This is a genomic window from Thiocapsa sp., assembly GCF_011390875.1.
In the GTDB taxonomy this organism is placed as follows: Bacteria; Pseudomonadota; Gammaproteobacteria; order Chromatiales; family Chromatiaceae; genus Thiocapsa.
On the sequence record NZ_JAABRP010000092.1, the window covers coordinates 1 to 19,318 of the forward strand.

Sequence of the window (19,318 nt, forward strand, 5' to 3'; positions counted from 1 at the left end):
GTCGCGCGCCTTGCCCCGACCGGATTTGGCGAGATGACCGGCGAGCTTGAGCCGCTGGGCCTCGCCGCCCGAGAGTGTGGGCACCGGCTGGCCGAGCCGCAGATAGCCGAGCCCAACCGCGAGCAAGGGTTCCAGCGCGCGCTTGAGATCGACGTCGTCGGCGAAGCAGGCGAGTGCCTCGGTCGCCGTCATCTCCAGCACGTCGGCGATGGAGCGTCCGGGCTCGCCGGGCCGGGCGCCGATCTCGACCTCCAGCACCGGCGCGCGATAACGCCGGCCGTTGCAGTCCGGACAGCGCAGATAGACATCGGCGAGGAACTGCATCTCCAGATGCTCGTAGCCGTTGCCGCCGCAGGTCGGACAGCGGCCGGTCCCGCTGTTGAAGCTGAAGGTGCCGGCGGTGTAGCCGCGCTCCTTGGCAAGCGGCAGGGCGGCGAAGCGTTTGCGCAGCACGTCGAGCGCGCCGACATAGCTCGCCGGGTTGGAGCGCGAGGTCCGGCCGATACTCGATTGATCGAGCAGCACGACATCGGCGATCAGGCTGTCTCCGTCGATCCCCGCGTGTTCGCCCGGCGGCTCGTCGGGATGGCCCTTGCGCTGGCAGAGTGCGTTGTAGAGGACCTCCTGCACCAGGGTCGACTTGCCGGATCCCGAGACGCCCGTGATCACCGTCAGGCGGTGCAGCGGGATCTCGACATCGATCCCCTTGAGGTTGTGGGCGCGGGCGCCGCGGATGCGGATCCGCGGGCCGTCGGGTGCCGGCGGATTGGCCGGGTGGCCGGCGGCGACCTGTCGCCGACCCGCCAGATAGTCGCCGGTGAGCGATCCGGGCGTGCGGATCAGCTCCGCCGGCGGCCCCTCGAAGAGGATGCGCCCGCCTTGCTCGCCCGGTCCGGGGCCGATGTCGATGATCCGATCGGCGGCCCACATCACCTGCGGGTCGTGCTCGACGACCACCAGCGAGTTGCCTTGGTCGCGCAGTCGCCGCAGGATGGCCACGATCCGATCCATGTCGCGCGGATGCAGGCCGATGCTGGGCTCGTCCAGCACGAAGAGCGCGTTGACCAAGGTGCTGCCGAGCGCCGTGGTCAGGTTGATGCGCTGCACCTCGCCGCCCGAGAGGGTGCGCGACTGGCGGTCCAGGGTCAGATAGCCGAGCCCGACCTCGCAGAGATAGCGCAGGCGCGAGCGGATGCCGTCGATCAGCAGATCCAACGCCGGATCCAGCGGCAGCGCGTCGCAGAAGTCGCGGCAGGCGCTCAAGGGCAGGCGCATCAGGTCATGGATGCACAGGCCGGGGAGTGCGTGCCAGCTCGCCTCGTCCATCCCGATGCGCCCGTGCCGGAAGCGGCGCTCTGGTGCTAGTGCCCGATCCGCGAGCGCCTTGTCCCCGACCCGCCAATCCAGCGCCTCGTCGGTGAGTCTGGCCCCGTCGCAGGCGGTGCAGACATCGTAGGCGCGGTAGCGCGAGAGCAGCACGCGCACATGCATCTTGTAGCTGCGCCCTTCGAGCCAGGCGAAGAAGCGGCGCAACCCGTACCAGACGCCGGTCTCCCACTCGCCGTCGCCTTCGATGATCCAGGCGCGATCGGCCTCCGTGAGATCGCGCCAGGGCAGATCGGTCGGGATGCCGCGGCGGTGCGCGAAACCCATCAGGTCTTCCTGGATCTCCGAATAGCTGTCGGACTGGATGGGCTTGATCGCGCCCTCGAGCAGTGATTTGGACGGATCCGGGACGACCAGCGACCAGTCGATCCCGATGGTGCGTCCGAAACCCCGACAGGTCGGACAGGCGCCGACGGGCGAGTTGAAGGAGAAGCGGCTCGGCGTCGGATCCGCATAGGCGATGTCGCAGTCGGCGCAATGCAGATCGGCCGAGAAGCGCCAGGGCGGACCGGGCTGCCGATCGGCGTCGAGCGGATAGACCCGGACGCGCCCGTGACCGCGGGCGAGTGCGGTCTCGAGCGCCTCGATCGCGCGGCCGCGGTGCTCGGCGGTGAGGCGCAGGCGGTCTTGAATCACTTCGATGGCGGTCGCGTCCTCCGACAGGATCCGGATGTAGCCCTGTTGGGCGAGCAAGGTCTTCACCGCATCGACGTCCAGCGATGCCGGCACCGGCACGCCGAAGGCGATCGAGACGTTCCGGTCGGCGGCCTCCGGCAACGCGACCAAGTGCTCCCAAATCCCCTCGGGCGTATCGCGCCGAACCTCCCGACCGCACCCGCGACAGAAGAGCCGGGCGGTGCGGGCGATGAGGAGCTTCAGATGGTCGTTCAGCTCCGTCATGGTGCCGACGGTGGAGCGCGAGGTGCGCACCGGATTGGTCTGGTCGATGGCGATCGCGGGCGGGATGCCCTCGATGCGGTCGGCCGCCGGGCGGTCCATCCGATCGAGAAACTGGCGCGCATAGGGCGAGAAGGTCTCGACATAGCGCCGCTGTCCTTCGGCATAGAGCGTGTCGAAGGCGAGCGACGACTTGCCGGAGCCCGAGACTCCGGTCACGACGATCAGTGCGTTGAGGGGCAGGTCGAGATCGATGTCCTTGAGGTTGTTTTGGCGCACCCCGCGCAGACGGATCCGATCCCCTTGCCGATTGGGCTCTCGCATTGGTGTCTTGGCTCGATCTGACTCTCGGGGTTCAACGAATCTCGTTAGGCGAAAGGCGTTCGAGGGGAGTCCGGATCGTCGTGCGGGACGCGGGCCGTCTCGGAGATCTCGCTGAATGCAAAGACACGGTTGCGTCCGGCGCGTTTGCTGGCATAAAGCGCCTCGTCCGCGCGGACCATCAGGTCGTCGACTTCGGTGGCCATGCTCGGATAGGTGGCGTAGCCGATGCTGACCGTCGTGGTCACCGCATCTTTGCCGGTATCGATCAGCGTGCTGGCCACCATCATGCGAATCCGCTCCGCGGCCTCGTGCGCCGCCTGCTCGGTGGTATCGGGCAGCAGCAGAATGAACTCGTCCCCGCCGTAGCGCGCGACCAGGTCCGCGCTGCGAATGCTTCGGCGGATCCCGTCGGCTACAGCGCGGATGACCTGGTTGCCGACGCCGTGCCCGTAGTGATCGTTGACCTCCTTCAGGTTGTCCGCGTCGACCATCATGAGACCGAAAGGCCGGTCACGCATCACGGCGGAGTCTCTGTGACGGTTGAGCGCGACCGAGAAGGCGCGCATGTTCGGCAGCCCGGTGAGCTCGTCGGTCTCCGAGAGGCGTTGCACGAAGGTGCGCGAGAAGCTCATGTCGGAGGCGATCAGCGAGGTGACATAGGCGACCAAGGCGACGGGCGCGAACAGCAGCATCAGACGGCTGAAGGTCGAATAGGCGAAGAGATCGGTTCCCGCGGCCGTGTAACCGGCGAAGAGATAGAAGCTGGCGATGAGGGCCACCTCGAGGAGTGTCATCAGCTTGCCGAGCGTGAGGGCGCTGAAGACGATGACCAGCAGGAAGAGGCTGATCAGCGGGCTGTCGACCTTGCCCGTGTGCCAGACCACGAAGGCGGTGAAGGCCAACATGGCCCAGGTTTCGATCGTGAGCTTCCAGCGTGCCGGCAGGGTGAAGAGGTTCAGGTAGCGAAAGCCCAAGATGAACACGGCGAACACCGCGATCGCGGCGGCGATGCCCAAGGTCTGCTCGACGGGCTCCTCCGGGAGCACCAGATAGACCAACACGAGCACCAACAAGAGCCATTCGATCTCCGCCAGCGTTCGATTGAATCCCCGCAGCTCGATGGGGTCAGGCAAGTCGACATCCTTCTTCTTCATGTCCGAAGGCTCCGGTGACGGCTCGTGTGGTGTGCGATGGTTGCAAGGCGTCTATTCTAAGGCGATCAGGGCCGTGCCTTATCTGCCGCAGCGCACATAGCGTCCGTCCGGCCTCGGCGGCTCGGGTGAGGACTTGCATCGACGGATCAATCGCACGGGCGAGCTGATTTCCCTGAAAACTCGATAGTTATTCCGCGTCACGGCGCGCTTGGTCGAGGCTTGTGCTCGACTCGGATGCCCCTAGATACGATCCCGTCGGGCAGAGCGGGCTGAACGCCCTCCGAGCCCCACCATCCCTATCCACAAACCGAGGATTTACGACAATGTCCATGCGCCTCTCCACCCTTGCTACTGCAGCCCTCCTTGGTGCCATGCTGGTCGCCGGCTCCCTCATGACCGCCCAGGCCGGCGAAGGTTGCACCAAGGACAAGAACAAGGACAGCGGAACCTCCGCAGCCTACCCGACCTCGATTCGGCAGCTCTAATCCGACTCCGGCGCAATAACAGCCGGTCGGGCGGGGAACATTTCCGGCCCCGGCCGGCGACTTCGTCGAGCTACACCACTCGTCATTCTCATCTTCAAATCAAAACCGGCTTCGAATGTACTTGAGCGCACGACTAATCGGCAGCTCGATATTCGACGGACCGTTGCGGATAATGAACAACTCGCGGTTCTTGTCGTCGTGCAGGAAGGCCGGTGTGTCCGCGCGCTCGCACTCGACCGCTCCAACGCGCAGACCATCCAGTTCATAGAGGTCAAAGCGCACAAACCGCGCATACTCGGCCCCGATGTGGTGGTTCAGCAGATTCTTAAAGTGCAACCTGCACTTGTCGTCGTTCTCGAATTTATCGGCCTCTAATCCCAGCACCGTCCCGCTATCCGATACCCCGAGCAACAGTATTCCGCCTTCCGAATTCAGAAAGGCCGCTACGGCCTTCAGCCACGCCATCTCGATCTCCCGACCCGTCACCTTGCTGTGCAGGTTCATGCGCATGGTCGATTTAAACTCCAGATGTGTACTTTCGCCCGAGGCGATCAGCTCGCGCAGATCACCCTCGGCGCGTCGCCGGTCGATGCTCAGTTTGGGCATGTCGCGCAGCTGGCGGTGGTACTTGCGCACCACGAGTGTCGTCATGCCCAGGCTTGCCATCAGGATGCCCAGCACGGTGAGGGCAACGATATGCCACCGGCTCCGGAGAATCGCGAGGGTCTCGGAGACGGGAAGGACGACGCCTGCCCAGCCGCCCGAGAGGTCCTCGGTCAGCGGTCTGAAGCCGCCCCACCACTGAACGCCCGAGCTGGTGAAACGGATCAAACCCTGCGACGGTCGGTCCGCCTGATTCCAGGCCGACACGGCGTCGAATGCCAGGGGTCCGCCGGGTGTGAGATGGGCCGAAAAGAAGCCGCTGGCCTGTTCCGGATCCGGTGCGCGTGCGCTGTCCTCGGGAACATAGACGCCGCCCGCCCCGCTGAAGAGGAAGCCGCGTCCTTCGGCGGCGACGGCGTGTCGCTCGATGCTCTCGACGATGGTCTGAATGGTGACGTCCAGGGCGGTGACCCGCACCTGGCCTGACTGCATCCAACCCAAGGATGCCGTGAGTCCGGGGATTTGGGTCGACTCGAAGACATAGGGTCGGGTCCAGAGCAGGGTTCCGGGTCGGTCGGCCGCCGCGCTGAACCAGGGTCGTGTGCGCGGATCGTGCTCGCTTGCCTCTTCACGCGTCTCCTGCGGACGCAGCTCGGCGTCCCAGCGGGTGATTCGCAGCGGCTGTCCCGTTCCGGGATCCCGCAGGCGGCTCATCCAGCCGTTGCCGTCGCGGCGCAGAAAATATTCGGCGCCGTCGGCCGAGGCATCGATCGCGCCGGCAATCTGGCCCATGTGCGCAAGGATCGGAGCCAGGCGCTGATTCAAGGCGCCCTCGTCGGCCGGGGTCAGACCGGCGGCGGCGAGACCGTCGCGAATGATCAGCAGCTGCTGCTCGACCGGCACCAGGAGACCGCGAACCTCGTCGCGAACCAGTGCGGTTGCGGCCTCAATGCGGTTTTCGGCTAGATCCTCCTTGATGAGGTTGATCAGGAGGATATTGATGGCCACCAACAGGCCTACGGTCAGGAGCACCAGCAGCACGAGGTCGCGCAGGAGCCGCGAGCGGACCGGACCCGACGAGGTCCGCAACAACGAGAAGGGCGTCATGAGGAGGCTTGTCGTCCTGAGAGGCGGTGTGGCGTCCGGGGCCCGGCGACGTGCAATCGCGCGAAATATCCCGCTGCTCTGGGTATAGTAACCCTGCCTGCACGGGGTGATCTCGTGCTCAGGTCGTGCGGGACGCGGCGACGAGACATGTCGACCGATCCTCCAGGCAAAAAGACAGGAGATGCCGATGTCCGAGATTCATTACGACGCTCATCCCTCGATGTTGCGGATTCGTCCCTTTTCGACCCCATTGATGATCATCCTGTTGTTTGCGGGGATCCTGTTTGCCGTCATGGGTCCGGTGTTGATCCCGGTTGCCCTGCCCGAGCCGCTCGACGAGCGGATTGTCAAGATCTCGGGTCTCGTCGTCGCCGGACTCGCCTTGCTGCAGCTTTGCATCTGGTGGTTGGCCACCCGCTCCGACCATCTCGTCATCCGCGACGACGAGCTGGTCTGGACCCACGGTCTGCTGAGCAAGAGCTACACCGAGATCAAGCTCTCCTCGGTGCGCACGGTGCGACTCCATCAAAGCCTCCTTCAACGCATCCTGAATGCCGGCGACATCAAGATCTACACCTCCGGGGACGATCCGGAGCTGATCGTCCGCGGCCTGCCGAACCCGAATCGACTGCGCGAGCTCATAAAACGTCTCTGAACTGAACCGCGTCCGCAGCCCATGATCCGGTTTGACCGGGGTTGGGCGTCGAGGTCACCAGCGACGTCGTCCCTGACGCGGTTCAGAATAAAAAGAGAGAACTCTGAACGGCGTCTCCCGTGTCGGTGGTCGATTTACTGACCACTAACGCGCCGGAGCAGGAACTGGGTCAGCAAGGCGACAGGTCGTCCGGTCGAGCCCTTTTCCTTGCCGCTCAGCCAGGAGGTGCCGGCGATGTCGAGGTGTGCCCAGCGATAGGCCTTGGTGTAGCGCGCAAGGAAGCAAGCGGCGGTGACGGCGCCGGCCTCGCGCCCGCCCACGTTGGCCATGTCGGCGAAGTTGGTGTCGAGCTGCTGCTGGTAGTCGTCCCACAAGGGCATGCGCCAGGCGCGATCGGCGGCGGCTTGGCCGGCCGCGAGGATCTCCTCGGCGAGATGATCGTCGGTGGTGAAAAGGCCGGAGGCATGCTTGCCGAGGGCGATCACGCAGGCGCCGGTCAGCGTGGCCAGATCGATCACGAGCTCCGGGTCGAAGCGCTCGCTGTAGGTGAGGGCATCGCAGAGGATGAGGCGGCCTTCGGCATCCGTGTTGAGGACCTCGATGGTCTGGCCGGACATGCTGGTGACGATGTCGCCGGGTTTGTTGGCGTCGCCGTCAGGCATGTTCTCGGACGAGGGGACGACGCCGACGAGGTTGATGGGCAGGCCCAGCTCGCAGGCGGCAAGCATGGTCCCGAAGACGCCGGCGCCGCCGCACATGTCGTATTTCATCTCGTCCATGTCGGCGGCCGGCTTGATCGAGATGCCGCCGGTATCGAAGGTGAGACCTTTGCCGACCAGCACGACCGGTTTGGCGTCGGGCTCGCCGCCGCGGTAGTGCATGACGATCAGCTTCGCCGGCTGGCGGCTCCCGCGCGAGACCGAGAGGAGCGCGCCCATCTTGAGCTCCTCCATGTCGGCCTCTTCGAGGATCTCGGTCTCCAGACGCTCGTAGCGCTCGCCGAGCTCCAGCGCCTTCTCGGCCAGATAGGTCGGTGTGCAGATGTTGCCGGGCAGGTTCCCGAGTTCTTTGGACAGGGCCATGCCGGCCGCGATGGCGCTGCCGTGTTGAATCGCCTGCTCGGCACTCTGCGCGTCGGCCTTCTCGGAGAGCCAGACGTCGAGCCGCTTCAGCGGTGTCTTGGGTGCCTGTTTGTCGTCCTTCTTGGTCAGGGTGTAGCGATAGGTCTTGTCCTCGGCGGTGGTGACGAGGTCGCGCACGGCGGCGTAGAGGTCGAGCCCGTCCGGACCGAGCTCGGGCAAGGTGCAGAGTGCGGCGCCTGCATGGGTCTGCTGGAGCGCGGCCAGGGCGCCGATCAGTGCCTTGCGATAGTTTTCGCGCCCGAACTCCTTGTGTTTGCCGCATCCGACCACGAGGACCCGCTCGCTGGCTAGGCCGGGCAGGTCGTAGAGCATGAGTGTGCCGCCGAGCCGACCGTCCATGTCCCCTTTCTTCAGGAGCTCGGACAGGCGCCCGCCCGTGGCGGTATCGAGCGTGGCGGACGGCCCGGCGAGCTTGCGCCCCTCGAAGATCCCGATCAGGATACAGGGCGTCTTGAGTTGAGCGATCTCGCCGGTCTTGATTCTGAATTCCATCGTCGGACTCCTCTTGGAGGGCCAGGGTGAGAGCGGTTTCCGGGCCGGTCGGTCGCGACGCGTTGCCGACCGTCGGCCGTTCACGGATCTGGTGCTTTTGATGTCGAACTACGAGTCTACCGGAAGAAACCGTTCGGTCGAAGCCCGCACGCTCGAGGGCCTCGGACGCGTCGCGTCGGCTTCGCATCGACGAGGCGTTTCCCTCGCGCGGGTGAGCGCCGCACGGGTCGAGGTGGCGGGTCTGGCCTCATGATCATCCTCGAGCGCTATCTCGCGGGCGCGGTCATCGGTGGCACGCTGCTCACGCTTGCGGTTCTGTTGCCGCTCCTCGGCTTTTTTATCCTCGCCGACGAGATCGACGCCGTCGGAGTCGATGGTTACGGCCTGGCGGATGCGCTGGCGTTCATGGCGCTGAGCCTGCCGCGCTATGCCTATCAGGTCTTTCCCATCGCGACTCTCATCGGCGCCCTGATCGGCCTCGGAGCCTTGGCGAGCCGCTCGGAGCTGGTGGCGATGCGGGCCGCCGGCTTCTCGGTGGCGCGGATCATTCGGGCCGGCCTACTCGGCGGTCTGCTGCTGGCGGCACTCGCGGTGGTCGTCGGGGAGGTCATCGCGCCGGTTGCGGAGCAACGCGGCCTGGAACTACGCCGTCAAGCGCTCTCGGGCGATGTTGCCCAGCAGACCCCGTACGGCTTTTGGGCAATCGACGGTCGTGCCTATGTCAACATCCGCGAGATCGCCTCGCCGACGCGTCTGCGCGACATCTTCATCTACCAGGTGGACGCGGAAGCAGGCTCGCTGGTCGCAACCCACGCGGCCGGTGCGCGTTACAGCGAGGCCGGTTGGGTGCTGGAAGACATCGCACGCAGCCGGGTAAGTGCTGCGGGGGTCGAGGTGGAGCGCACGGAGCGGGCCGAATGGAGCTCAATGCTGGATCCGGGGCTGCTCAAGGTCGTGGTCGTGGATCCGCAGGTGCTGCCGGTCTGGGGACTCTATAAGTACATCCGCTTCATGACGCTCAATAAGCAGGATGCCGGACCCTACGAGGTCGCCTTCTGGGGTAAGGTGTTGCACCCGGTCCTGACGCTTTCGATGATCTTTGTAGCGATTCCGATCATCCTCGGCTCGGCGCGCACCACGGGGCTCGGTCCGCGCATCTTCGTCGGCGTCTTGGTCGGCATCCTCTATTACTTGGTCAGCCGCACCTTTGCTTTCGTCGCGCTGCTGTTCGGGCTCGACCCGCTGGTTGCGGCGATCATGCCGCCGTTGTTGTTCATCACCGGGGCTCTGTTCTTGCTTCGTCGGGTGGGATAGGGACAGCGACTCAGGGTTTCTTCCCGGATCGCAGCAGCATCACCAGCCGAGTCTGCGATTGGCGGTCGTGCCAGGCCAGACCGTCTCGGTCGATCAGGCTCCACCAGAGGCCGAGTCCGGCCGGCAAGAGGCTCAACAGGGCCCAGCCGAATCGCTTGAGCGCGTCGCCTGTGTTCAGGTTTTCGCCGTCGTCGCGGATCACGCGAAACCGCCAGGCGCGCATGCCGAGGGTCTGACCGCCGTGGGTCCAGAAGTAGACATAGAACCCGCAGATCACGATCGCCAAGTAGACCTGCATCAGGGCAAGATGGAGCGGGTGCTCGTTCGGCGAGGCGCCGGTGAGGCTGGTGTAGGGAATGACGACCAGCATGACCGCGAACATTAGAACGCCGAGCAGCAGCACGCTGTCATAGAGCAATGCCCCGATGCGGCGCAGCAGGGAAGGGGTCTTGGCAAGGCTGATGTCGAGGTCCATGGTGTCCTTGAACCGCGCCCGGCGCGGTTTGCGATGTTTTTGGATGGGATCGGCCCCGGCAGACGTGACGACCGTCGGACTCGACGCGGTTTAACATATTCAAGAATTTCATTTTAAACCGCGTCCCCGCTGAGGGTTTTGGATGCACCAAACGTCGAGCTTTCTCGAAAATGAGCATGTCGCTCTGGACGCGGTTTAATGCGGCACTCCGTCAAATCCATCCTGTTCGTCTTGCTGCGGCGCGTACCCATGCCCGTGATCGCGATCCTCGTCGGCCTTGCCGTGGGGCTGGCGGTATGGGGGCTTCTCGATCAGGTGCAAAGCCGTCAGGTCGACAAGATCTTCGAGCAGGAGCTCCAAGCGCAGCTCGACCAGCGTGCACGCGAGAGCCTGATTCGCTTCGACCGTTATCTCTCCAACTATGGAGCGACCACGCGCCTGCTCGCCAACCACCGGCGCCTTTCCGAATATCTCGAGCCGCTGTTCTGGTTCGAAGACGACACCGCCGTTCCCGTCGTCTACAAGGAGTTTCGTCCGCATTGGCTCCCGGATTTCTTCGAGCGCGAGGCGCTGAGCTCCCCGAGTCATGTTCTGCTGACCGACCCCCAGGGTCGGATTCGAGAGGTCTTCCAATCCGGCAACGATCCGCTTCCCGAGGAGATTGCGACCCGAATCCCGACCCGCTTGCTCAACGTGCGTGATGTGCGATCGGTCATCGAGCGGTTCGACGACAAACTCTACTTGCTCAGCAGCGATGCTGTCGAGGACGCCGGTGGCTACGCGATGGGACATCTGGTGGTTCTGGTGCCCGTGGATGATGCCTTTCTGGCCTCGTCCCAACGCGGCGTCTATGTCGGGCGCGCCGCGGCGGCGTTGGTGGACGGGGCCGACCAGCGGATCGTCGCGAGCGTCGACTCGCAGATGCTGACACCCGGAAGCCTGCTCTCGGAATGGTCCGGGAGCTATCTGGTCACCTCCCAGTCCATGGCGGAGTACGAGGGTTCCGATTCGAACGTCCTGTTTGCGACCTTTGTCCCGCATGCCGCGGTCGAGAAGATGTCGCGGCATGTCCGCATCTTCGAGCGCCGGCAGCGCGGGATTGCCGCCGCCGTCTACATTCTGGTGTTCACCGCGGTCATCTATCTGGTGTCGTCGCGACTGAACGCGGTACTGAAGCGCATGACGCGATTTTCCCAACGGGCGCTCGGTATTCCGGAGCCCGGGTTTCATCGCGGCGGCAATCAATTGCTCCTGCTCGAGGAATGGATCCAGCATTTCACGCAGCTGGTGCTCAAGGCGCGCGAGGAGATGAGCATCAAGCATCAAGCCGAAATGCGCGAGAGCGAGGCGCTCAAAGCGGCTGTCATGGAGGCGTCGCTGGATGCGATCGTAACGCTCGACCATGGCGGTCGGATCATCGAGCTCAATCCGTCGGCGGAGCGCGTGTTGGGGCTCGATCGCGGCGAGGCCACGGGGACCGTCTTTGCCGAGCGCTTTCTGCCCGAGATCGCGCGCCCGGCCTTTCAGCGTCTTCTCGACCGCTCGCGCCACCTTCATCGCGAGCCCCAAGGGCGGGGCGAGCTGGTCGCGCAGCACTCGGATGGTTCGGAGATCCCGGTGGAGATCTCGATCGTACCGATCGACTTGGAGTCCGAGCGCTTTTATACCCTTTACATCCATGACATTACGGCGCGCAAGCAGGCCGAGCGCGAGATCAAGAGCCTCGCGCGGTTTGCCAGCGAGAGCCCGAATCCGATCCTGCGGGTGACGGGCGAGGGTCTGATCGTGTATGCCAATCGTGCCAGTCGTCCCTTGCTGCAGGCCTGGGGTGCCGAGCCGGGCGAGTGCCTGCCGGAGGATTGGCGCGAAGAGATCGCCGTTGCGCTCGAAAGCGGCGAGCCCCAAGAGCGGGAGCAGGAGATCGCGGGGCAGGTTTATTCGCTGCTGTTCGCGCCCATCCGAGATCTCGGTTATCTCAACATCTATGCCCGCGACATCACCGCGGTGCGCCGCGCCGAGCAGGAGGCCCGTCAGCATCAGGCCGAGCTGGTGCATGTGTGCCGACTCAGCACCATGGGCGAGATGGCGACCGGCATGGCGCACGAGCTCAATCAGCCGCTCTCGGCAATCGTCAACTATGCCAACGGCTGTAGTCGCCGTCTGCAGAGCGCCTCGTCCAAGACCGAGGATCTGGTCGGTGCCATGGGCCAAATCACGGTGCAGGCCCAACGGGCGAGTGAGATCATTCGTCGCCTGCGTGCCTTGGTCGGCAAGCAGCCGCCGATCCGCACCGACGCCGATCTGAATCATCTGGTGCGCGAGGTGTGCTCCTTCGTCGAGTTCGAGACCACTCGACTGGCTCTACAGATCGAGGTGGATCCCGGCGCGCACCCGATTCCGGTCAACGTCGACCTGGTCCAGATCGAGCAGGTGCTGTTGAACCTGGTTCGCAATGCGATCGACGCCCTGCAGGAGTCGCCCGAGGACCGTCGTCGTCTGCGTATTCGGACCCGGGTTGAGGCCGATCAGGCCATCGTCGAGGTCGAAGATACCGGCCCGGGCATCACTGCAGACCGTATTCTGCATCTCTTCCATCCTTTCTTTACAACCAAGGAGGGCGGCATGGGCATGGGTTTGGCGATCAGCCAGACCATCGTAGAGAATCACGAGGGCCGCATCTGGGCCGAATCCGAGCCCGGACAGGGCTCGATCTTTTACGTCTCGCTGCCCCTCGCGCAGGCCGATGCGCCCGAAGCGACGGCTGCGAGTGAATCCGAGCTCTTGGAGAGCCTGACATGACCACCGACGCAACCGTCTTCGTCGTCGATGACGACCAAGCTATGCGAACCTCTCTGAAGTGGCTGATCGAATCGACCGGCATGTCGGTCCAGACCTACGAGTCGGCCGACGTCTTTCTCGCCAGCTACTATCCGGGGCGCGCCGGCTGCCTGCTGCTCGATGTGCGGATGCCCGGAATGAGTGGGCTGGAGCTGCAGAGTTATCTGGCGCGCGAGGGTTATCGTCTGCCGGTGATCTTGATTACCGGGCACGGCGACGTTTCGATGGCCGTGAAAGCGATGAAGGCGGGAGCGATCGACTTCATCGAGAAACCGTTTCACGACGAAGATCTGCTGCGCAGCATTCGGCGCGCACTCGACGACGATCAAAGACAGCGAGCCGGCCAGGCGGCGCGCGCCGATATCGCGGCACGACTCGCGGAGCTCACGCCGCGCGAGCATGAGGTCATGGCGATGGTCACGGACGGCAAGTCGAACAAAGACATCGCCGCCGCACTCGGTGTGAGCGCCAAGACGGTCGAGGCACATCGCGCCCGGGTCATGGAAAAGATGCGTGCCGACTCCCTTGCGGAGCTGGTACGGATGGCCCTGCTTGCGGCGGCGGACGGGCCTGCCGTGCGCTGAGATCGGAGAGGTTTGCTCAGAAGTCGTCGGAGCCTCAAAATGGCCGATCTTCAATGATTCTCCGGAGCATGTTTGATGTCCGAAAAGGCCCCCTGGATTACCTTCCGACCCGAGCTTAAGGTGCTCGATTGCACCGTTCGCGACGGGGGGCTCGTCAACGCCCACCAGTTCGGCGATGACTTCGTCACGGCGCTTTATCACGCCTGTATCGACGCGGGCATCGACTACATGGAGATTGGCTACAAGAACTCGCCGCGTGTCTTCCCGAAGGACAAGTTCGGTCCTTGGCGCCATTGCGACGAGGCCGATTTGCGCCGCGTGGTCGGTGACCACGACGCCGAGGCCACCGGACTCAGGCTGGCGGTGATGGCGGATGCCGGAAAGAGCGATTGGCAAACCCAGATCCAGCCCGCGAGCGAGAGCGTCCTTTCGATGATCCGTGTCGCTTTCTACGCCCATCAGGTGTCCGAGGCGGTAGACATGATCCGCCACGCGACCGAGCTCGGGTACGAGACCACCGCCAACCTGATGGCTGTCTCGAACATTACCGAGACCGAGATCGATACCGTGCTCGAGGCGATCGCGGAGACCCCGGCCAGCACCATGGTCATCGTCGACAGCTTCGGCTATCTCTACCGTGAGCAGATCGACCGGCTCTACCGAAAGTACACTGCGGCACTTGAAGGCACCGGGAAGGAAATCGGCATCCACGCACACAACAATCTCCAATTGGCCTTCGCCAATACCATCGAGGCCATCATCCTGGGCTGCAACCGGGTCGACTCGACGATCTTCGGCTTCGGCCGCGGCGCCGGGAACTGCCATACCGAACTGCTGCTCGGTTTCCTGCGCAACCCCAAGTTCAATGTCCGCCCCATCATTGAAGTCATCCAAAACAGGATGTTGCCGCTGCGCAAGGAGCTGGATTGGGGACCGTCGGTTCCGTACAACATCACCGGACAGCTCAATCAACACCCACGCTCCGCGATCGAGTGGCGCGAGGGCGCGACACCGGATGACTATCTGACGTTTTACGATAAGGTCGTCTCGGAGATCTGACGGTCGTCAGTCGGCAGCTACCAGCCGCCAGCTGATAGCTGATAGCTCATAACAGGCGGCAGGAGGCAGGCGCCAACTGCACCGCCCGAACACCGATCCGCGTTAATTCCCCCTCATCCCTTGGAGGATGTCATGTCCAACGAAGCGACCTTGACCGTGGGCGACGCCACCTATCGTTTTCCGATCATCGAGGGGACGGAGGGGGAGCGCGCAATCGATATCCGAAACCTGCGCGCGGAAACGGGTCTGATCACACTCGATCCCGGATACGGCAATACCGGGAGTTGCCGAAGCGCCATCACCTTTATCGACGGCGAGCAGGGGATTCTGCGCTATCGGGGTATTCCGATCGAGCAGTTCGAGGACGCGCCGAACTTCGTCGAGGTCGCCTGGCTCCTGATCTTCGGCCATCTTCCGACCCCGGAGGAATACGACACCTTTGCTGCTGATTTGACCGGGTGCGCCAACCTCGACGAGGGGATGAAGCATCACTTCGAGGGTTTCCCGCGTGCGGCGCCGCCGATGGCCATCCTCTCGGCTATGATCAATGCCCTGTCCTGTTTTCATCCGGAGATCTTCGAGCTCCAGGACAAGGATTCGGTGCGGATCGCTGCGGCCGGCCTCATCAGTAAGATCCGCACCATCGCCGCTTACGCCTATCGCCACTCCAGGGGGCTGCCGTACATCTACCCGGATCCCAAACTGCGATACGTTCCGAACTTTCTGCACATGATGTTCTCGCAGCCCTACGAGCATTATGTCTGCGAGCCGATCGTTCGAGACGCGCTCAACCTGATCCTGTTGCTGCACGCCGATCATGAGCAGAACTGTTCGACCTCGACGGTGCGCATGGTCGGCTCGAGCCAGGCCAATCTCTTCGCCTCCTGTGCGGCAGGCGTCTGCGCGCTGTGGGGTCCGTTGCACGGCGGAGCGAACGTTGCGGTGCTGGAGATGCTCGAGCAGATCCACCAGGGACAGATGACCCCGGACGACTATGTGCGCCTGGCCAAAGACAAAGACAGCAAGGTCCGGCTGATGGGTTTCGGGCACCGCGTCTATCGGAACTTCGACCCGCGCGCGCGGATGCTGGCGAAAATCGCCGAGCGGCTCTTGCCGCAGCTCGGCGTCAAGGATCCGCTGCTCGATATCGCACGTCGGCTCGAGGAGATCGCGCTTGAAGATCCTTACTTCGTCGATCGCCAGCTTTATCCCAACGTGGACTTTTACAGCGGTATCATTCTGCGCGCGATCGGGATTCCGGTGAATATGTTCACGGTCATGTTCGCGATCGGGAGACTTCCCGGTTGGATCGCCCACTGGTGGGAGCAGGAGCAGACGCCCGGCAATAAGATTGCCCGGCCGCGTCAGATCTATGTCGGACCCGAAGAGACGGACCGCGTGCTGTTGAGCGAGCGGCGCTAGTGCGGGCGAGCGAGGTGGGCCGCGGCTCGAGAACCGATGCGCCGTCACAGATGAAGGCGTCGTAGCTCGGCGTCGACCTCGGCGTGCTCCCACATCTGCTCGAAGTCGGCCCGCAGGCGACGGGCCTCCATTCGGCCGTGCATGTCGAGAATGCCTTCGCCGCCTTCGGCGTCGGGTCGCTTGAGGTACGCACGCTCGTCACTGATCAGAAAGGCATCGGGACGACTCGGGACGTCGGCCAGACGGCGAATCGCGATCCTCGAGGTCAGTCGCTGCGCGAGCCCGACGATCTGATTTCCGGTCTTAAGCCCTTGCTCCGGATGGCTCAGGAGTGCACGTACGGGCGTGTTCGGGCGTGCGAGTGCGAGCCTCTTCGCGGCCTCGATAAACGCGTGCGTATTGTAGAGATCGAGATCCAGGGTGCGGTCGAACACGAGCAGCTCGCGGCGCGCCGCCTGTGCGACCACAATCCCGGCGTCACGAATCTCGCGACGCGTTTCCAGTAATCGCGGGCCGTGAGGTGGTTGAGGTTGTTTCATGCCGCGGAGCTCCGAGCGGTCTCGCCGCGGCATTCGTACTGTCCGTGTCGAGCTGAAAAATCACGTTGCCGGGTGCCCGAAAGAGGCAGTTGCGAAATAACAACAGGGGTGTGCGGCCGTGCGCATGCAACGTGGCTGCGCGGCTCGGTCCTCGATATGCATTGGGTTGATGTGGTATTCTGGCAGCGGTCGTTGCAAATATGTTTCGCGCACTGAAAAAAGTTGCACTTTTGTGCCTGTTGTAGGCTAAAATGTCGTTGTCCCAAGTGCGGTCTGTCTATGCCGTCCGCGCGCACTCTTGAACCGATGAGCAGGCCAACGGCGACAGACCCGCGGCGAACAAGCGATTCACCTACGATGATGTTGCTTTTTCCAGACATGTTCTCCGCCTTCGGTCAACGTCGACGTTAGAATCATCATCCATCCACCCGAACAGGAAACAATAAAGATGCGCAAACAGAAAAAGACCTCAAGGCTGGCCGCGCTTGCTGCTCCGCTCGCGATGGCCGTAACAATGGCGGCTCCGCTGTCCGTCCAAGCCGATTACAATTACGAGCATTTCTGGTCTGCCCAGCCCGAAGGAACGGCTTGGGTAACCAGCTACGGCGAGTGCTGGCAGAGTCTGCACGGCCCCAACGATCTGGAGCCCTGCGTGAAGGCCGTCGTACCGAAGGAATTCGTTGTCCGACTGAACTTCGAGTTCGACAAGTACGAGATTCAAAACATCGTGAACGACGACGAGCTGCGTCGTCTCGACGACTACATCGCTCAGGTGAAGGCGACCGACACCCGCGAGGAGATCTCGCTCGTCGGCCATACGGATGCCAAGGGTTCCGACGAGTACAACATGGCCCTCGGCATGCGCCGTGCCGAGACGATTCGCGACTACATGGTCAGCAAGGGTATCCCTTCAAGCGACATCGTCTCCGTCACCAGTATGGGCAAGCGCGACATGCTGCCTGAGTACGACATCTTCTCGGTGCAGCAGCGCCGCGTGAAGATCCTTGCCGAGTACGAGGGTAACTGACGCCCAGCCGTCACGACGGGTGCATCGATCTCCCGGCCTTGCGCCGGGGATCGGGCATCCCCGCTGAATCCCTTCGCAGTTCTCCATCCCCGTTTTAGAACCGCACCGACCACTCGCGTGACCGGTGCGGTAGGGTCCAATAAGCCTCATCCCCCCGACCGGGGCTTATGGGAGGGCCGTTCACGTCTCGACGTGAGCGGCCTTTTTTATTCTCCCACTACTCAGATTTCGCGTGCAAGCCGAGCGGCGTCCCCGAGATAGTTTGCGGGTGTCAGTGCCGCGAGCTCGGCCTTCGCGTCTTCCGGGATCTCCAGTCCGTCGATGAAGACCTTCAGCGCTTGGGGTCCGATGCGCTGCCCGCGCGTCAGCTCTTTGAGCCGCTCGTAAGGACGGTCGACACCGTAGCGGCGCATCAAGGTCTGGATCGGCTCGGCCAAGACCTCCCAGTTCGCATCCAGATCGGCCGCCATTCGTGCAGGGTCGGCTTCGAGCTTGCCGATACCGCGCAGCGCCGACTGCAAGGCAATGCTGGTGTGGGCGAGGCCGACGCCGAGGTTGCGAAGAACGGTGGAGTCGGTGAGGTCGCGCTGCCAACGCGAGATGGGCAGCTTTGCGGCCAGATGTCCGAGGATGGCGTTGGCGATCCCGAGGTTGCCTTCCGCGTTCTCGAAGTCGATCGGGTTGACCTTGTGCGGCATGGTCGAGGAGCCGACCTCACCCGCGACGGTACGCTGCTTGAAATAACCGAGCGAGATGTAGCCCCAAAGGTCGCGCGAGAGGTCGATCAGGATGGTGTTGAAGCGCGCCAGCGCGTCGAACAGCTCCGCCATGTAATCATGGGGCTCGATCTGGGTCGTGTAGGGGTTCCAGGCGAGCCCGAGAGATTCCACGAAGTCGCGGGTCAAACCCGGCCAGTCGACCTCCGGATAGGCGACGCGATGGGCGTTGTAGTGTCCGACCGCGCCGTTCATCTTGCCCAGCAGCGTCACCTCGGCGACTCGATCGCGCTGGATGCGCAGACGGTGGACGAGGTTCGCCATCTCCTTGCCGAGCGTCGTCGGCGTGGCCGGCTGTCCGTGGGTGCGCGAGAGCATCGGCTGATCGGCATAGCGATGCGCCAAGTCCCGAACGGCCGCAATGACGGCGTCCATCTCGGGCAGCAGGACATGGTCCCGCCCGGCGCTCAACATGAGCCCGTGGGCGAGATTGTTGATGTCCTCGGAGGTACAGGCGAAGTGAATGAACTCGCTGGCCGCGTGGACTTGCGGATGGGCTGCGACCTGCTCCTTCAGGAAATACTCGACCGCCTTCACATCGTGGTTCGTCGTGCGCTCGATCTCCTTGATACGTTGTGCATCCTCGACGCCGAACTGCTCGGCGATGTTGTCGAGCAGCCGGTCGGCATCGGCCGAGAAGACCGGCACCTCAGGGATTCCGGGGTGCCGCGACAAGGTTTGGAGCCAGCGGATCTCCACGAGCACCCGGTAGCGGATCAACCCGAATTCGCTGAAGATCGGCCGCAGATCGGTCGTCTTGGCGCCATAACGCCCGTCGACGGGCGAGATGGCCGTCAGGCCGGTGAGATCCATCGCCATCGGATCAGGCCGCGAGCCGACGCAGGACGTAGGGCAGGATCCCGCCGTGCCTGTAGTAGTCGATCTCGTTCGGGGTATCGATCCGCACCTTGGCCTTGAAGGTCTTCACCGACCCGTCGGGCGCCGTCGCAGTGACGGTCACCGCCTTCGCCTCGGCGTTGTCCAGCCCGGTGATGTCGAACTGCTCGGTTCCGGTCAGGCCCAGCGATTGGGCGTTGTC

General features: G+C 63.7%; 16 protein-coding genes. 8 read left to right on the forward strand and 8 right to left on the reverse strand.

Annotated elements, in window-relative coordinates:
* On the reverse strand, positions 1–2,607 hold a 2,607-nt coding region (gene uvrA, locus GPT33_RS09220), incomplete at its 3' end, for an excinuclease ABC subunit UvrA (RefSeq protein ID WP_296807750.1).
* A 44-nt stretch (positions 2,608–2,651) separates the two neighbouring features.
* The gene (locus tag GPT33_RS09225; RefSeq protein WP_296807754.1) at positions 2,652–3,761 is read right to left on the reverse strand and encodes a diguanylate cyclase; all 1,110 of its coding nucleotides are present in this window, start codon (positions 3,759–3,761) and stop codon (positions 2,652–2,654) included.
* Positions 3,762–4,090: 329 nt separating this feature from the next.
* On the opposite strand from GPT33_RS09225, the gene GPT33_RS09230 reads away from it, so the two are divergent.
* Complete coding sequence (locus tag GPT33_RS09230) at positions 4,091–4,246, forward strand: hypothetical protein (RefSeq protein WP_296807756.1); 156 nt, start codon at positions 4,091–4,093, stop codon at positions 4,244–4,246.
* A 99-nt stretch (positions 4,247–4,345) separates the two neighbouring features.
* Here GPT33_RS09230 and GPT33_RS09235 read toward each other — a convergent pair whose 3' ends face one another.
* The gene (locus tag GPT33_RS09235) at positions 4,346–5,956 is read right to left on the reverse strand and encodes an ATP-binding protein (RefSeq protein WP_296807759.1); all 1,611 of its coding nucleotides are present in this window, start codon (positions 5,954–5,956) and stop codon (positions 4,346–4,348) included.
* Between the two features lie 187 nt (positions 5,957–6,143).
* Here GPT33_RS09235 and GPT33_RS09240 point away from each other — a divergent pair, with 187 nt between their 5' ends.
* Positions 6,144–6,611: a PH domain-containing protein gene (locus GPT33_RS09240; RefSeq protein WP_296807762.1), complete on the forward strand. Its 468-nt coding sequence runs from the start codon at positions 6,144–6,146 to the stop codon at positions 6,609–6,611.
* Between the two features lie 134 nt (positions 6,612–6,745).
* Here GPT33_RS09240 and GPT33_RS09245 read toward each other — a convergent pair whose 3' ends face one another.
* Positions 6,746–8,245 (reverse strand): leucyl aminopeptidase, encoded by a 1,500-nt coding sequence (locus GPT33_RS09245; protein WP_296807765.1) that lies wholly within the window; start codon positions 8,243–8,245, stop codon positions 6,746–6,748.
* 249 nt (positions 8,246–8,494) lie between these two features.
* Here GPT33_RS09245 and lptG point away from each other — a divergent pair, with 249 nt between their 5' ends.
* Complete coding sequence (gene lptG / locus GPT33_RS09250) at positions 8,495–9,559, forward strand: LPS export ABC transporter permease LptG (RefSeq protein WP_296807768.1); 1,065 nt, start codon at positions 8,495–8,497, stop codon at positions 9,557–9,559.
* Positions 9,560–9,569: 10 nt separating this feature from the next.
* Here lptG and GPT33_RS09255 read toward each other — a convergent pair whose 3' ends face one another.
* A complete protein-coding gene (locus GPT33_RS09255) occupies positions 9,570–10,034 on the reverse strand; it encodes an RDD family protein (RefSeq protein WP_296807772.1) in 465 nt (154 codons plus the stop codon).
* 198 nt (positions 10,035–10,232) lie between these two features.
* On the opposite strand from GPT33_RS09255, the gene GPT33_RS09260 reads away from it, so the two are divergent.
* From GPT33_RS09260 to GPT33_RS09275, 4 genes are all read left to right on the forward strand, one after another.
* A complete protein-coding gene (locus GPT33_RS09260) occupies positions 10,233–12,833 on the forward strand; it encodes an ATP-binding protein (RefSeq protein ID WP_296807774.1) in 2,601 nt (866 codons plus the stop codon).
* Positions 12,830–13,456 carry a response regulator transcription factor gene (locus GPT33_RS09265; RefSeq protein ID WP_296807776.1) on the forward strand — a complete coding sequence of 209 codons (627 nt, stop codon included), beginning with the start codon at positions 12,830–12,832 and terminating at the stop codon, positions 13,454–13,456. The genes GPT33_RS09260 and GPT33_RS09265 overlap by 4 nt, the downstream gene beginning before the upstream one ends.
* Before the next feature lie 75 nt (positions 13,457–13,531).
* On the forward strand, positions 13,532–14,515 hold the full coding sequence (locus GPT33_RS09270; RefSeq protein ID WP_296807779.1) for an aldolase catalytic domain-containing protein: 984 nt from the start codon (positions 13,532–13,534) through the stop codon (positions 14,513–14,515).
* Positions 14,516–14,647: 132 nt separating this feature from the next.
* Positions 14,648–15,937 carry a citrate synthase gene (locus GPT33_RS09275; protein WP_296807782.1) on the forward strand — a complete coding sequence of 430 codons (1,290 nt, stop codon included), beginning with the start codon at positions 14,648–14,650 and terminating at the stop codon, positions 15,935–15,937.
* A 44-nt stretch (positions 15,938–15,981) separates the two neighbouring features.
* On the opposite strand, the gene GPT33_RS09280 is transcribed toward GPT33_RS09275, so the two are convergent.
* Entirely contained in the window at positions 15,982–16,476 is a 495-nt protein-coding gene (locus GPT33_RS09280; protein ID WP_296807784.1) for a hypothetical protein, read from the reverse strand.
* 448 nt (positions 16,477–16,924) lie between these two features.
* Here GPT33_RS09280 and GPT33_RS09285 point away from each other — a divergent pair, with 448 nt between their 5' ends.
* Positions 16,925–17,503, forward strand: coding sequence for an OmpA family protein (locus GPT33_RS09285; protein WP_296807788.1), 579 nt, complete (start codon positions 16,925–16,927; stop codon positions 17,501–17,503).
* Between the two features lie 221 nt (positions 17,504–17,724).
* Here the strand turns inward: GPT33_RS09285 and purB are convergent, their stop codons facing one another.
* A complete protein-coding gene (gene purB, locus GPT33_RS09290; protein WP_363929187.1) occupies positions 17,725–19,092 on the reverse strand; it encodes an adenylosuccinate lyase in 1,368 nt (455 codons plus the stop codon).
* A 10-nt stretch (positions 19,093–19,102) separates the two neighbouring features.
* Positions 19,103–19,318, reverse strand: a 216-nt coding sequence (locus GPT33_RS09295; protein WP_296807794.1) for a hypothetical protein, incomplete at its 5' end; no start/stop codon positions are given.

Bases quoted from the DNA above. Each gene is read 5' to 3' on its own strand.
- GPT33_RS09225 (WP_296807754.1), bottom strand. From the start codon at position 3,761: ATGAAGAAGAAGGATGTCGACTTGCCTGACCCCATCGAGCTGCGGGGA.
- GPT33_RS09230 (WP_296807756.1), top strand. From the start codon at position 4,091: ATGCGCCTCTCCACCCTTGCTACTGCAGCCCTCCTTGGTGCCATGCTG.
- GPT33_RS09235 (WP_296807759.1), bottom strand. From the start codon at position 5,956: ATGACGCCCTTCTCGTTGTTGCGGACCTCGTCGGGTCCGGTCCGCTCG.
- GPT33_RS09240 (WP_296807762.1), top strand. From the start codon at position 6,144: ATGTCCGAGATTCATTACGACGCTCATCCCTCGATGTTGCGGATTCGT.
- GPT33_RS09245 (WP_296807765.1), bottom strand. From the start codon at position 8,245: ATGGAATTCAGAATCAAGACCGGCGAGATCGCTCAACTCAAGACGCCC.
- lptG (WP_296807768.1), top strand. From the start codon at position 8,495: ATGATCATCCTCGAGCGCTATCTCGCGGGCGCGGTCATCGGTGGCACG.
- GPT33_RS09255 (WP_296807772.1), bottom strand. From the start codon at position 10,034: ATGGACCTCGACATCAGCCTTGCCAAGACCCCTTCCCTGCTGCGCCGC.
- GPT33_RS09260 (WP_296807774.1), top strand. From the start codon at position 10,233: ATGCGGCACTCCGTCAAATCCATCCTGTTCGTCTTGCTGCGGCGCGTA.
- GPT33_RS09265 (WP_296807776.1), top strand. From the start codon at position 12,830: ATGACCACCGACGCAACCGTCTTCGTCGTCGATGACGACCAAGCTATG.
- GPT33_RS09270 (WP_296807779.1), top strand. From the start codon at position 13,532: ATGTCCGAAAAGGCCCCCTGGATTACCTTCCGACCCGAGCTTAAGGTG.
- GPT33_RS09275 (WP_296807782.1), top strand. From the start codon at position 14,648: ATGTCCAACGAAGCGACCTTGACCGTGGGCGACGCCACCTATCGTTTT.
- GPT33_RS09280 (WP_296807784.1), bottom strand. From the start codon at position 16,476: ATGAAACAACCTCAACCACCTCACGGCCCGCGATTACTGGAAACGCGT.
- GPT33_RS09285 (WP_296807788.1), top strand. From the start codon at position 16,925: ATGCGCAAACAGAAAAAGACCTCAAGGCTGGCCGCGCTTGCTGCTCCG.
- purB (WP_363929187.1), bottom strand. From the start codon at position 19,092: ATGGATCTCACCGGCCTGACGGCCATCTCGCCCGTCGACGGGCGTTAT.